This window comes from Gardnerella bretellae (genome assembly GCF_048545135.1).
Taxonomy (GTDB): Bacteria; Actinomycetota; Actinomycetes; order Actinomycetales; family Bifidobacteriaceae; genus Bifidobacterium; species Bifidobacterium greenwoodii.
Genome location: NZ_JBKQXU010000003.1, coordinates 161570 through 175535, shown reverse-complemented (window position 1 = coordinate 175535; position 13966 = coordinate 161570). Strand labels below are relative to the sequence as shown.

16 protein-coding genes are annotated in these 13966 nt (G+C 41.6%); all 16 read right to left on the bottom strand.

The genetic code is table 11. The features are described 5' to 3' along the window. Positions 1-47: 47 nt before the first annotated feature. The gene (recR, locus tag ACJV7B_RS03445; protein ID WP_004126278.1) at positions 48-656 is read right to left on the bottom strand and encodes a recombination mediator RecR; all 609 of its coding nucleotides are present in this window, start codon (positions 654-656) and stop codon (positions 48-50) included. Positions 657-662: 6 nt separating this feature from the next. Further along, positions 663-3050, bottom strand: coding sequence for a DNA polymerase III subunit gamma/tau (gene dnaX / locus ACJV7B_RS03440; RefSeq protein ID WP_375169162.1), 2388 nt, complete (start codon positions 3048-3050; stop codon positions 663-665). A 100-nt stretch (positions 3051-3150) separates the two neighbouring features. Continuing rightward, entirely contained in the window at positions 3151-3552 is a 402-nt protein-coding gene (locus ACJV7B_RS03435) for an Rv3654c family TadE-like protein (RefSeq protein ID WP_375169163.1), read from the bottom strand. Then, complete coding sequence (locus ACJV7B_RS03430; RefSeq protein WP_308582723.1) at positions 3549-3944, bottom strand: TadE family type IV pilus minor pilin; 396 nt, start codon at positions 3942-3944, stop codon at positions 3549-3551. The genes ACJV7B_RS03435 and ACJV7B_RS03430 overlap by 4 nt, the downstream gene beginning before the upstream one ends. 51 nt (positions 3945-3995) lie before the next feature. Further along, positions 3996-4271 carry a DUF4244 domain-containing protein gene (locus ACJV7B_RS03425; protein ID WP_004126283.1) on the bottom strand — a complete coding sequence of 92 codons (276 nt, stop codon included), beginning with the start codon at positions 4269-4271 and terminating at the stop codon, positions 3996-3998. A 178-nt stretch (positions 4272-4449) separates the two neighbouring features. Next, positions 4450-5100 carry a type II secretion system F family protein gene (locus ACJV7B_RS03420; RefSeq protein WP_308582709.1) on the bottom strand — a complete coding sequence of 217 codons (651 nt, stop codon included), beginning with the start codon at positions 5098-5100 and terminating at the stop codon, positions 4450-4452. Between the two features lie 2 nt (positions 5101-5102). Continuing rightward, positions 5103-5678: a type II secretion system F family protein gene (locus ACJV7B_RS03415; RefSeq protein ID WP_375169164.1), complete on the bottom strand. Its 576-nt coding sequence runs from the start codon at positions 5676-5678 to the stop codon at positions 5103-5105. A gap of 24 nt (positions 5679-5702) precedes the next feature. Then, a complete protein-coding gene (locus tag ACJV7B_RS03410; RefSeq protein ID WP_375169165.1) occupies positions 5703-6821 on the bottom strand; it encodes a CpaF family protein in 1119 nt (372 codons plus the stop codon). Beyond that, positions 6808-7956, bottom strand: a complete 1149-nt coding sequence (locus ACJV7B_RS03405; protein ID WP_375169166.1) for a CpaE/TadZ family protein — start codon at positions 7954-7956, stop codon at positions 6808-6810. Before ACJV7B_RS03405 ends, ACJV7B_RS03410 begins: the two co-directional genes overlap by 14 nt. 67 nt (positions 7957-8023) lie before the next feature. After that, a complete protein-coding gene (locus tag ACJV7B_RS03400; RefSeq protein ID WP_375169167.1) occupies positions 8024-9391 on the bottom strand; it encodes a ClC family H(+)/Cl(-) exchange transporter in 1368 nt (455 codons plus the stop codon). Positions 9392-9423: 32 nt separating this feature from the next. Next, a complete protein-coding gene (locus tag ACJV7B_RS03395; RefSeq protein ID WP_375169580.1) occupies positions 9424-9840 on the bottom strand; it encodes a fluoride efflux transporter FluC in 417 nt (138 codons plus the stop codon). Continuing rightward, positions 9840-10343 (bottom strand): fluoride efflux transporter FluC, encoded by a 504-nt coding sequence (locus tag ACJV7B_RS03390; protein WP_004136481.1) that lies wholly within the window; start codon positions 10341-10343, stop codon positions 9840-9842. Before ACJV7B_RS03390 ends, ACJV7B_RS03395 begins: the two co-directional genes overlap by 1 nt. Before the next feature lie 96 nt (positions 10344-10439). Then, positions 10440-11741 (bottom strand): adenylosuccinate synthase, encoded by a 1302-nt coding sequence (locus ACJV7B_RS03385; protein ID WP_004136482.1) that lies wholly within the window; start codon positions 11739-11741, stop codon positions 10440-10442. Positions 11742-11860: 119 nt separating this feature from the next. Then, positions 11861-12916 carry a class II fructose-bisphosphate aldolase gene (gene fbaA, locus ACJV7B_RS03380; RefSeq protein ID WP_004136484.1) on the bottom strand — a complete coding sequence of 352 codons (1056 nt, stop codon included), beginning with the start codon at positions 12914-12916 and terminating at the stop codon, positions 11861-11863. A gap of 97 nt (positions 12917-13013) precedes the next feature. Continuing rightward, a complete protein-coding gene (locus ACJV7B_RS03375; RefSeq protein WP_419388974.1) occupies positions 13014-13355 on the bottom strand; it encodes a chorismate mutase in 342 nt (113 codons plus the stop codon). Positions 13356-13375: 20 nt separating this feature from the next. Continuing rightward, positions 13376-13837 carry an Lrp/AsnC family transcriptional regulator gene (locus ACJV7B_RS03370; protein WP_004126304.1) on the bottom strand — a complete coding sequence of 154 codons (462 nt, stop codon included), beginning with the start codon at positions 13835-13837 and terminating at the stop codon, positions 13376-13378. Between the last annotated feature and the right edge of the window lie 129 nt (positions 13838-13966).

The window sequence follows — 13966 nt, the reverse complement described above, 5'->3', positions numbered from 1 at the left end:
GCCCTATTATTCGCAATTATTGATAATTTGCTCGTTAAATTTTACTACTACACAGCTTGTCGCCCGCTGAAAGCGCGTCCGAGAGTAATTTCATCCGCATATTCCAAATCACCACCAACAGGCAAGCCACTTGCCAAACGCGTAATTTTAATACCTAGAGGATCTAACAGGCGAGCCAAATATGTAACTGTTGCTTCGCCTTCAATATTTGGGTCAAGCGCGAGAATAACCTCTTTAATTTGAGGATTTTTAAGACGCTCAAGTAATTGAGTAATTGATAAATCTCCAGGACCAACATTTGCCATTGGGTTTATAGCTCCGCCAAGAACGTGGTAAACGCCATCATATTCGTGAGTGCGCTCAATGCTCATAATGTCTTTAGGCTCTTCAACTACGCAAATTTTGCTATGGTCTCTGCGAGGATCTGCACAAACCGCACAAGGGCTTTGTTCGCAAACATTTCCGCAAATATCACAAAAGCGCACACTCGACTTCATATCGTTTATGGCATCTATTAAAGATTGCGCTTCTTGTTCAGATGCAGAAAGTATATAAAAAGCAATGCGTTGAGCGCCTTTAGGTCCGATTCCAGGAAGTTTTGAAAACTCGTCAATTAAACGACCAATTGCGCCATCGTACGACGATGCATTATGCACAGTTAACTACTCCTCTTGCTTTTTCTTAACGTTTGCAGAAATATTCTTTGGATTTTTTGGATCGGTTGCAGCAAATTCTTCAACCGTTTTAACCTCAAACATTGCCTTAAGATCATCCATGTCTACTGAAGATGCAGCTTCCAAGGAAATATCATCCATAGAACATTCATCTGCAGACGCTCCACTTGTAGGGACTACAGGCTCTTGCGTAATTTCTTTTGGACCAGCAGAACTTGGATTAACAGAACTTGGACCAGCAGCACCTGAATCAGAAATACTTGACTTAGAAGCACCTAAAACAGCTACATTTGAAACATGCGCATTAGCAACGTCAGCATTAGACTCGTCAACATTAGATTGCGCAGACTGCATTTTTGCTTGCGGCTTGCTTTGCGTTTTAGCAGATACATCAAGTACCGAAGTAGAAGCGTTAGGGAGTGTCATAACATCCGCAATAGGCACAGATGACATATCCGCCCAAGCATCATCTTCAACGTCCGGCAAAGCAGCTTCTTGCTTTGCATCTTCCGCAGTATTCTCAAATACTACTGATGCTGCGGAGCCATCAGCGTCTAGAAAATCCGAGGAATCCTTTTCTGTTTTACTTTCAGGGAATCCACCGCTGTCAGAAGTTGTTTTACCAATAAATCCTGCAGTCATGCCAGTTTTGTGCAATAAAATATCGCGTTTTACTTGAGCAAGACGCTTAGGATCCATTCTTGCAACAGATTCCACCGCTTCTCCGTTAGACGCAACAGGAGCAGGAGCAATCATTACTTGATTACCAAAAACGTCTTTCACTACGCTCATTACCACTTTTGGTACTTTTTGGCCATCGTAAGGAGATGTAGTGCATACTGCGAGCGCAAAAGCATGCTGACTCATAGGCTCATTAAAAGTAAGCACTAAACGCTGACGCCCAGATTGCTCAGAGTTTAATTGCACTTTAGGAACATACTTACGCGTCACATATTCGCGCGCATCTTCTGGCAACTTAGAGACTACTTCATCCCACATTTCGTCTGCACTTAGAGAATCATTATTCTGCGTTTTTGTAACAGAATTAGAGGATTCTGCAGAAGATTCTGGCGAAGATTGCAACGGAGATTCCAAAGAAGCTACCGGCGAAGGTCCAGCAGAAGATTCAGCGAAAGATCCAGCAGAAGATTCCGAAGGCTCTTCTTGCTTAGTTTCTTTCACAGAAGACTTATCTTGCTGCTTTTGCGCAAAAGATTTATTTTGCGGATTTGTTGCACCTATAAAAGATTTACCTTGCACATTTGCAGTAATGTCACTATCTGCAAGCAAACGAGCAACAAGAATTTCCAGATTCATGCGAGGCGAAACAGCACCAGCCATTGAGCTTAGCGCTTCATTAATAGTTTGAGCCATACGCGCTAAATTAGGTAACGTCATTTGCGAAGATTGACGCTGCAAGGTTTCCAAATCTTCTGGAGCAATATCATTAAGCAGATCGGAAGCAGCTTTAGCTCCGGCAGAAACCATAAGAAGTAAATCTCGCACTCTGCCTAACAAATCTTCAACAAATTTTCGAGTATCGTAGCCGCCAACAACAACGCGACGAACAACGTCATATATTGCAGCACCATCATGCTCAATAAGCGCATCAATGGCTTCAGAAATTAATTCACTAGGCGTAAACCCAAGCAAAGCAACTGCAGAATCCAGAGAAATAGCACCATCAACTGCGCCGACCATAAGTTGATCAAGCACAGAAAGAGTGTCACGCATGGAACCCGCACCTGCTCTCATAGCAAGACGTAAAACACCAGGAGCAGGATTAATGCTTTCCTTCTTACATATATCTTCAAGATAAGGACCCATAACTTCTGGAGGAACTAGGCGGAATGGGTAGTGATGGGTGCGGGAACGAATAGTGCCAATTACTTTATCTGGTTCAGTGGTAGCAAAAATGAACATAACGTGCTCAGGAGGCTCTTCCACAATTTTCAACAATGCGTTGAAACCTTGTGGAGTTACCATATGAGCTTCATCGAGAATAAAGATTTTATAGCGGTCTCGAGCTGGAGCAAAACCCGCACGCTCTCGAAGCTCTCGAGCATCGTCAACACCGTTATGGCTTGCAGCATCTATTTCTACAACATCAATAGACCCAGGGCCACCAGTTGCCAAATCTTTACAGCTCTGACATTTACCACATGGGTGAGAAGTAGGACCTTCTTCGCAATTAATGCAACGTGCCAAAATGCGCGCAGAACTGGTCTTACCGCATCCGCGAGGACCAGAGAATAAATAAGCATGAGTGATTTTGCCTTGGTCTAATGCTCTAGACAAAGGTACGGTAACTTGATCCTGCCCAATAACACCATCAAATGTGTCCGGACGATATCTACGATACAGTGCAAGTGCCATGTTTTCTAACCTACCGCGACCTAAATGTTTCCCCGATATATCTTATTTCAGATTAGCAGCAGCCGCCACCCTCTTATAAACAAAAGAATATTAATTACTTTTATTTATCACAATTTTCCAATGCTGCTCGAGCCGAAGCTTCTACGCTTGGAGCTAAAGGAATATTCAAAGGAACTGTAACGCTTACAGTGACTTCATCTTTAGCCGACTTACAAGATTTCAATATTGCGTGACTTGACGTAACAGTTCTAGTAGAAAATTCACAAGGATTATTTTCCATGCGCTGTAAAGCGGAAGCCCCTGACAACGCAGCTGCAGTAGCAACTGCGTAAGCTTGATGCCTAGCACTAAGAACATGCCCCAAAATTGCAGCAACAGCAAGCATTGAGCAGACTGCGATTACCAGCATAATGCCTAGCGCTGTGCCAGAACCGCAATCTGCCTTACTGCTCTTCTTACGAGCGAAAGATACTAAACAATTAAAACAACAATGCGAACTCATTCCAAAACCTGACTTACGCGACTTTCCACCAAAGGAGGCAATATGTGAAGCGGATCTGGAATAAGAGGACATTTCACAACAATATTAGCCATATTCCCATTACGATTTATTTGCACAGATGCTCCTGAACCTGCAACTTTCTGCACGATACTTGCAGCAGCTTTATCGTCGTGATGAGTAACCATGTAGTAAGCAACCTGGGAAGCTGCATCATGACAATTCATATTGCATACTACTGCTCTACCAACTCCAAGAAGTACAACTACAAGCACTATTGCACACGGCAAAACAACTGCAAATTCAGCAGTTACAGCACCAAAATCACGCGTATTAATATTACGCAATAATTTTTTGCATAACACAAAACATTCATGCAAAATATTCTTCCGCATCATAAGCTCATTTCACTAAACATAAAGCATCAATAAATTAGCCAAAATCAATCAACCAATTTTCAACGCTTTTTTCACTAATTCTGTCAATGTTTTGCGTATTGCATCTGATTTCAAAATGGCAACTAATAATGCAGCAAAACCAGTCGCAGCAATAAGCACTACAGCATACTCGGCGGTTACAGCACCAGAATCTTGCTTTTGAAGATTGTTAATATACTGCTTACCTTTTTGATTAAGGCGCATTTCTACAACTGATAATTGGTCATTTACTTGAAGCATCGATACAGTGTATCTTGCAACAAGCTTTTGAATTATCCCAACCATTATTTGTACCTTTCCCTTCAATTTATCCGAAATTTTCGGATAAAAATATTTTTGCAGGTTGATTTGCAAAGTCCAAGAAAAAATCTTCATTGTGGATAAAAGCTAAAAAGCATTGAAATCTTTTGGAAACCGCTTAAGAAAATTCAAAAATAAGATTTTCTTAACAAAATTTAATCTACTATCGCATAAGAGAAGCAACCGTAGGAAGAATACCAATACATATAAAAGCTGGCAGAAAGCACAATCCAACTGGTAGCAATAATCGCACAGACAGCCTGGAAGTTTCCTGCCTAGCAACATTTTCCATAGTGATTTCGTAATGCTTAGAAAGCGCAAGTAGTACCGGAACAGGCGAAGAACCATTACACCAGGATTCGCGCAAAGAAGTCATTAACCAAGTTGCTAAAACTGACGATGAATCTATTTTTTCAAGTTTTTTGTGACGGTTTTTGCTTTTTGAAACAGATTGAATATTTTTAAGAACATGCGGAGGAGACCACGCTTCATGCCAGCTATCCCCAGAAATCAAAGCTCTGGATACATCACACATCCACAATCCGTGGCCGCCAGGCAAAACAGCACCGACTACGTTCAAAGCTCTAGGAATAGCAACGCCACTGCGCAAAGCAACAATAATCATATGCAATCCAAGCAGAGGATCAATATCTTTAGAATAAGCATTACGCCACTCATATTTAGTATCAAAATAGCCAATATTTAATCTTTTATAACCAATCAATGTTTTAGATCCAAAAGAAATATTGCAAAATTGCCAAGCCATAATAACGAATACAGGCACAATCAGCAAAAGACGACTGTTATACTCCATTTTTACTTCCTAATAACCGAACTTGCCATATTATGATTAGATATTCGCAACATTGACTTAACCCATGCCAAGCCAAGACTGTAAGAAATCGCGCCAACAATCAACAAAACCCACCCATATACGGTAGTTAGCAAAATAAGAATCGGATGACCGCCAAGCAATTCGCCTGCTAATAGAGACAAAAAAGGCAATGCGGTAAGTAATTTTATTGTGGCAGCTGGCATTGCAGATACGTCTGCTTGCAGATCTTCAGCTCTGCGGCGAGCATGATACGATGCCGAAGCAGCTTCTACACAAGTAGCCATTTCACAGCCTAACGTATTGCTTAATTCATAAGCCGCCATAAGATTTTCGCAAACAGATTGCATATGGTTTTCAATGCGCCTACGCTGGGCTGCAGATAGATTACGATTTTTAATAGAACATCTATTATTAAGCCACCTGTAAATCATCTTTGTGCTGACCTCATTAGAACAAATATTATTCTTAAAATCAGCATCATTTTGCAATATCATTTCAAACGTTGAGCCGGATCTCAATGCAGCAATTAAACCGGCAAGAGCTTCTTCAATATCCATATTCCCCCAATCAAAGAATGAAAGTTACGAAGCTATTTGATTAAAATTACGCTGATTAAAATTATTTTTACTAAAATTACGCGCGAAAATGTTACTAATATCTTCTGGAAGCCGCCAACACTTAGCAAACTTTTTCCACTCAGGTAAAACAAGAACACGGATACTACCATCACTAAAACATCGCTCCAAACGCAAAACTGCTTTGCCTTGTAAAGCTGAAGCGGCAGGCAAATATTGCAGAACACCAATTTCGCGAACCATACGTCTGCCATCCGAAGCACGCTCCACATGAATTACTACATCAAAAGCTCCTGCAGCCAAAGCGCATAATGCTGCAGGCTCTAATTTTGCAAGCAAGCCAAGAGCCATAAGCCGAGCAGGAACTTTTTCTACTTCATCCGCATGAATCGTAGTCATGCCGCCTTTATGGCCGGAAGTAAAAACGCGTAGCAAATCAGCAATTTCTTCCCCTCTGCACTCGCCTAAAACAATTCTGTCTGGGCGCATCCTCAAAGTTGCTTTTACTAATTGAGATAACCCAATTTCTCCAACCCCTTCCACATTAGCTTCGCGAACGCTTAGCGAAACATGATTTGCAGTCAGCTCACCTAATTCACGAGTTTCTTCCACAGAAATAATTCGATCACGCGCATCCGCCATAGCAAGAAGAGCTTTCATAAGCGTAGTTTTACCAGAACCAGTGCTGCCTGTAATCAATATGTTTGCCTTTAATTTCACAAGGAATCCAAGAATATACGCAATTTCTTTAGGAAACATTCCTTGGCCACTTAATGCTAATAAATCATACTTTTTTAAAGTTGGGAATCGCACCGACAAAGCTGCACCTTGTGCTACAACTGGTGCCAAAACCGCGTGAATACGAATACCAGAGTTAGTTGAAGCATCTGCAATAGGGCAAGCATCATCAAGCCTCTTGCCAAGCTGAGCACATAACCACACTGCATACTCTCTTAATAATTTAGGGCTATGCATTGGCACTCTAGGCTTACCCTCTCTTAAACCCTGACCACAATCTACCCACACGCGTCCATCTTCGCTCACAACCATATCTGTAACTCGTGAATCATTTGCAAATTCCTGCAAAATTCCGAAATCAATATCGCGAGAATTATTTACGACCATACTTTCCCCTTGAATATGAAAAATGACTAAATTTAGAGTGACGACGTTTGCTTGAACTTTCTTTTTTGCTAAAGATTGCCTCTGTAAAAAGCCAGTTTCCTAGTTTTTTCATAGCAGATTTCATACAAGAAGGGACTTCGCGAATACCGTATCCTCCTATAATGTCTGCATGAAGGTTTGAATCATACGGCAAAAACCCTAATATCTGCATTGAAAGATATTCAGAAGCTTCGTCAACACTTAAAACATATGATTTTTGTTTTAGACCTCTAGGGCACATCCCTATTGCGGCAAAGTCATCGCTGCTAATATCAACATTGCAAGTTGACTTAAGCACATGCGAATATGCGCGAAAACGAGCTAAATCAAGAACAGATAATTCAACAGAAGCAAGCGTTGCAGAAGCAGAAAGTTGGGGAATACTTTTGTAAATTTCAACTGAGGATTTCCCAGATCCAATATCTACAATAACCACATCGCACGCTTCAGCCAAAGCGCGAATTACAGCCTCAACAACCCACGGCTCTGGACGCTCGCTGCGCCAAGGAGAAAATGCTAAAACATCAACATCATCCCAATGAATAAGCTCATTTTTTAGCACATATCCATCGCAACGACCAAGAGGTGCTTCTACTTCTTGCAGGCGCCTACCTTCATCGGATTCTAACCCCAACAAAACATCCAAACCGCCATGCGTTAAATCAGCATCTACAATCGCAACACTGTAGCCTTGCTTGCTTACATAACGAGCCATAATAGACAATAACGTGCTCAAACCAATTCCATCAGTTGCCGCAGTTCCAACCAATATATTCGAAGGCAGCGCCTCAAGAAATTCGCTTTCAAGCGGCGCTTCTTCTGAATATTCACACAAAGACTGATTCAGATTTTGTAATGAAATATTGCGATTTTTGGGCGCAATAGTAGTTATTACAGTATGATCGTCTACAAGAGTAGATGAATTAACACAATCGCTACGAATTGCGCTTGGATTAGAATAGCTCGACGCTTGAGGCGGGTAAACGTAACGATTAACGTCTTTCGACGCACTAAATCTAGCTAAATTACTAGTACCGCTTGAATCAGTTTGCCTAGCGCTAACCAACTTGTTATTTAAATCAATATTTGTACTCATGCGCCTATTGAAACGCATACGCAAGTTGGTTTGCAATAAAATTAAATCAATGTGGTTAAAACATTAATCATTCGGCAATTAGCGCATTATTAAGAACAAGATCTCCATGAGATTGCATATACCGTTCAAGAAGTTCACCATAGACCGGCTTAGTTTTTAGAATATCCGAAACAAGCAACGCAATAAATGCGCAAGCTGCCACTGGAAGTGTATGGATCATAGTTCCAGACATTTCAACTGTTAGCAAAATCGAAGTAAGTGGAGCTTTTACAGAAGCAGATAGCGTTCCAGCCATCACACAAACTGCAAACACAGATACGAATTTTGCGTCAATACCAAATGCTGAAACGCTAGTGATACTGCGAGCTGCGACTCCGCCTGCGAGCGCACCAACAGCAAGTATTGGCATAAAAATGCCTCCAGGAGCACCGCAACCAAAACTTGTTGACGTAAAAAGCATTTTTGCAACAAAAAGCAAACAGAGCATCGCAATACTTATTTTTCCATATTCCGAAAGACGCACTAAGTTAGATCCGCCTCCAAGGACTTCTGGAAGGAATAAACCAACTGGTATTGCAATTAAGCAGGCTACTACAACCGGCATCCACTGAGGCAAATATCCATACAATGTTTGCAACCCAAGAAGAGAACGATTCATTAAAGAGCCCACAAATCCGGCAAAAATACCAAGTGGAATAAGCCAAATATGCAATCCCATTGGCAAATCTGGAATTTGGCCGAAATCAAGTACTGGGCGCAAACCGAAGCAGCTTTGTGAAACAAAATCAGCAAAAAGAGAAGCAACAGCAGCGCCCATTAAAACTGTAGACGACATTCCATGCTGTACTTCTTCTAAAGCAAACATAACTCCAGAAAGAGGAGCAGAAAATGCTGCAGAAAGACCAGCAGCAGCACCAGCAGTTACAATATAATGCTCCTCAATGTCGTCTCTCTTTCCTTTACGGAAGATTCGAGACAACATTTGAGCGCCGCACGCGCCGATTTGAATTGACGGACCTTCACGCCCAAGCGACAATCCAAATAAAGAACCTAGCAAACCGCCAACAAAACGCACCGGCAAAATAGTGTGCCATCGCATATTCAAACCGCGGCGAACGTAGCCAACAACTTGTGGAATACCACTTCCGGAAGCCATGCTTTCCTTAACGCTCATCCAACCAATAATCAGGCCTGCAATTATGGCAAAAATTAAGCATGGCACAATCCACCATGTGTTATGCAAAATTTGCAAGTACATCCAACGCGCAAAATCAGTACCATACTCAATGCCAAATCTGTAGAAAGCTACGAGAGAACCGGAAACTACGCCAACTAAAACGCCCGCTAATATTACTTTCCAGCGAAGCTGACAAAAAGTTTCTAATATTTGCTTTGACTGCTTACTTAAAAAGCTCACCACATTCTTAAAGCTCACAACTACTCGATTCTGCGCGCAAAACTTAACTTTTAAATACTAAAAATTTGGAATAACAAAATTTGCAAAGCAACATAACCAATAGAAGCAGACAAAAATGGCGCAATAAGCTCCGCACAAAGTAGAAAAATGCCATCTTTTATGCGCTTTCTTTGAATAAGATCCACACCTTCAAAAATCGCGGTAGAAAACGTGGAAAATCCACCCAAGAATCCCAAAATCATCAAATAAACAAAATTAGCGCCAAAAATTGTTACTGCAGCCATAAAAACATTAGAAACAACTCCTAAAGCAAACGAAGCTACACAATTGATAAACAGAGTTGCAACAGGAATTCTACTATCATGGCTTGCAGAAATTTTTTTAGTCATTGCGCATCTTAAAACAGCACCCAAACCGCCAAAGAAGCAAGGCAAAACAAATATAGTAAAAACGTACAATGGATTCATCACTTCACCGCCTTAGTATTATCTTCTTGAACAGTTTGCTCTTGCTTGCTATTAATGCGCTTTGCAATTCCAGTTCCAATCCAACTGCCAAAAAACGCCATAAAAACGCCAAATATTAAGGAAAGAACCATACCCAAAATAGCAAACGTCATGCGCGGAGTAACAAAAGACACTGCACTTTCAAATGCGAAAGTAGACATAGTTGACAATCCGCCGCAAAAGCCCGTTCCTAAAGCATATTTATAAAAAGTTTGCTTTTCTTTAGATAACGCTTTAACAGATATTGCAGTAACAAGAGCGAAAATAAAGCAAGCAATCATATTAGACAAAAAAGTGCCTAAAGTAAGCTGACCAAATATAGAAGATTGTAGATTTACCGGGTAAATTAGAGGCGCGTAGGAAGAAATTACCCCACGCACAAATGCTCCTAAAGTGCCACCAATAAAAACTAAAAGGTATAAGCGGCGGCTATTTTTACAATTTTTCTCGCTTGTTTTACTCATTTGCACTCTTTTACAAAACTCTTTGCATAAACCAAAACGACACTCTCAATTGAGAAGTGCCGTTTTGTTAAGTTAATCATCAGCCAATAAACAATTTCAGTCAGTCAGAGAGTGAACACTAATAATGTGATCTCGCTGCGGGCCAGTGCCAATGGCAGAAATACGGCAATTAGAAAGCTCTTCCAAACGCTTCACGTAATTCTGAGTATTCTGAGGCAAGTCTTCAAACTTGTGAATTTGAGAAATATCCTCGCTCCAACCAGGAACCATCTCATAAACTGGCTTTGCACAAGCGAATAGAGACTGGTCCACAGGCATTTCTTCCACGCGCTTGCAAGTTCCGTCTGCCAAAGTCACGTCGTAAGCTACACAAACTGGAATTTCCTTCAAGCCTGTTAAAACATCAAGCTTGGTAAGAACAATATCTGTTAAACCATTTACGCGAGTTGCGTAACGGCTTACTACAGAATCAAACCAACCGCAGCGACGAGGACGGCCTGTTGTAACACCATACTCATGACCCTGCTCACGCAGCCAATCGCCCTGCTCATCCAAAAGCTCAGTTGGGAATGGACCTTCGCCAACACGAGTGATATAAGCCTTAGCAACACCAATTACGCGAGTAATGCGAGTTGGACCAACGCCCGTACCTGTGCAAGCGCCGCCAGCAGTAGGATTCGAAGAAGTAACGAATGGGTAGGTGCCGTGGTCAACGTCAAGCATCGTTGCTTGTCCGCCTTCGAACAGAACGGTTTTGCCTTCATCCATTGCCTTATTCAAAACTAGCGAAGTGTCAGCAACATAAGGCTTCAAACGCTTACCCAGCTCAACAAGCTGGGCAGTTACAGCGTCAATATCAATAGGATGCTGATTATAAAGCTTCACAAGCATCTGATTCTTTTGATGCAAGCTCGCCTCAACTTTGTCACGCAAATGCTCAGCATTAAATAAATCGTGTACGCGAATTCCGACGCGATTAATTTTATCCGCATAAGTAGGTCCAATACCGCGACCGGTTGTACCAATTTTGTGCTTTCCAAGGAAACGCTCTGTAACCTTATCTATTACGCGATGGTACGGCGTAATAATGTGCGCAGCTTCGCTTACCAGCAAACGTGAGCAATCAACTCCACGAGATTCCAAAGCATCAATCTCTTCAAACAAAACTTCCGGATCAACAACAACGCCGTTGCCAATTACAGGGGTTACATTAGGGCTAATAATGCCGCTTGGAAGCAAATGCAGCGCGTAAGACTTATCTCCAACTACAACGGTATGGCCAGCATTGTTGCCACCATTAAAACGTGCGACAATATCAACTTTAGATCCAATTAAATCTGTTGCTTTACCTTTACCTTCGTCACCCCATTGAGCGCCAATAAGCACAATACCAGGCATGCCGCACCTCCATTTTTTGGGCTAACGTTGCCCAAATTTGCACAATCCTACCTGACAAGATTATCGCTACGCCCCTACCGATTAAGAGGTAAGAAAAATCTTTTAAGTATTAAAGCTAACTATTTCAATGCTTTACCAGCAGAACCAAGCTGCACACAAGCTTCTACCACGCGTTGAGCCATGGCTTTTTCAGCTTCACGACCCCAAGAACGAGGATCGTAAAGTTTCTTTTCTCCAACTTCGCCATCTATCTTAAGAACAGAATCGTAATTGCTAAACATGTGTCCTGCAATAGCGCGAGTAAAAGCATATTGCGTATCCGTATCAATATTCATTTTAACTACGCCGTAGCGCACAGCTTCTGCAATTTCTTGAGCAGTAGAGCCAGATCCTCCGTGGAATACCAGCAGGAAAGGCTTTTTAGATGCGCCAAATGTACGAGTATCGCAAGTATCTTTATATTCTTCGTACACAGTTTGTTGGATTTCTTGCAACAATTGCGGACGTAACTTTACAACGCCAGGCTTATATGCTCCGTGAACATTGCCAAAAGTAAACGCTGCCATATATCTGCCGCGCTCTCCCAAACCAAGCTTTTTTACAACGCGTAAAGCATCTTCAGGCGTAGAATATAGGCGCTCGTCAATATCGGCACGATGCCCATCTTCTTCTCCACCAACCGCACCAATTTCAATTTCAAGAATTGTACGAGCCTTTTGCGAAGCGTCAAGTAACTCTTCTGCAACATCTAAATTATGTTGCAAATTAACTGTTGAGCCATCCCACATATGCGATTGGAAAAGAGGCTCTGCCCCCTTTTTTACTTGCTCTGCTTCTTTAGCTAAAAGCGGTCGAATCCAGTCGTCAAGATAAGCCTCTGCACAGTGATCGGTATGAAGAGCAATAGTAATATTTGGATACTGAGATGCAACTTCATGCGCAAAAGCAGCAAACGCAAGAGAGCCAACAACGCGATTATTTACGCACTGCCCAGAAAAATAAGCCGAACCGCCAACAGAAACCTGAATAATGCCATCAGACTCAGCTTGCGCAAAACCTTGAAGAGCCGCATTAAGCGTTTGAGTACTTGTAACATTAATAGCAGGATACGCGTAGCCACCTCGACTTGCAGCATCAAGCATATGCGCGTAACGTTCAACGGTTGCAATAGTCATACTTGTATTATCCGCCTTTATAATTCACAAAGCTACACAAATACACAAAAGTGTTACAAAAGCTGTTCTAATAACTTACTAACTGAAACGCTTTAAGTTACGACTGCATCTTTTGATGACGCTTTTTAGCTTCTGTAACTACAAATTTGTGATATTGCAATGCGATTGATTCATCTAAGCCAGCAGCAGCAGAAAGATCTAGCAGACGCTGAACCTGCTCCTGCTCACGCTTAGAATCCAAAGGAGCAAATTTAGCTTTAGCTTTAAGCTCACCAATGCGATTAGTAGTCTTAAAACGTTCCGATAGAAGCGCAATAACCGCACCGTCAATATTATCAATCGATTTGCGCAGCGTTAAAATCTTATCCGCAGCATCTTCACAACTTTTATTTAATGAAGTATTGCTCGGATTAATTGTCGTTTCAGAAAAATCACACATAATATGATTTATACAAAACTTTAATCAAAATAAGTCTGCAAAACCATTGTGGTTTCCGTACTTACTGGCACAATGCGATGAATAGTATTGATTAGCTCTTCCAACTTACTTGGCGTTGCAACACGAACTACCAGCATAAAACTTGGGCTTCCTGTGACGGAATAGCACGCTTCAATACCAGGAATATCGCGCAACTTTGTAGGAATTGTTGCTTCCTTACCAAAATCAAGCGGAGTAACTGACACAAATGCACTAACTGGCAAGCCACGACGCTCGTAATCAATAAGCGCACGATAACCAGTAATAACACCCTTGCGCTCAAGCTTTTGAACACGCGACTGCACGGCAGAAACAGATAATCCTGAAGCCTTTGCTAAACGCGTTAACGTGGCACGACCATCATGCTCGAGAATATCTACAATAACTCCATCGGTTGAATCCATTGGCAAAGCGCCTTCAACTTTACGGGAACTTCCTGTCATATTTTCTCCATTCTCTAATCGACGCTGAACGAGAATTATAGTCGGATTTATGCTAGCGCCGGCAGGCAGCAATACCTATGTTACCTTATTTTTTACAGAAAAAGAACAAAATAATATAAAAAATTTTTT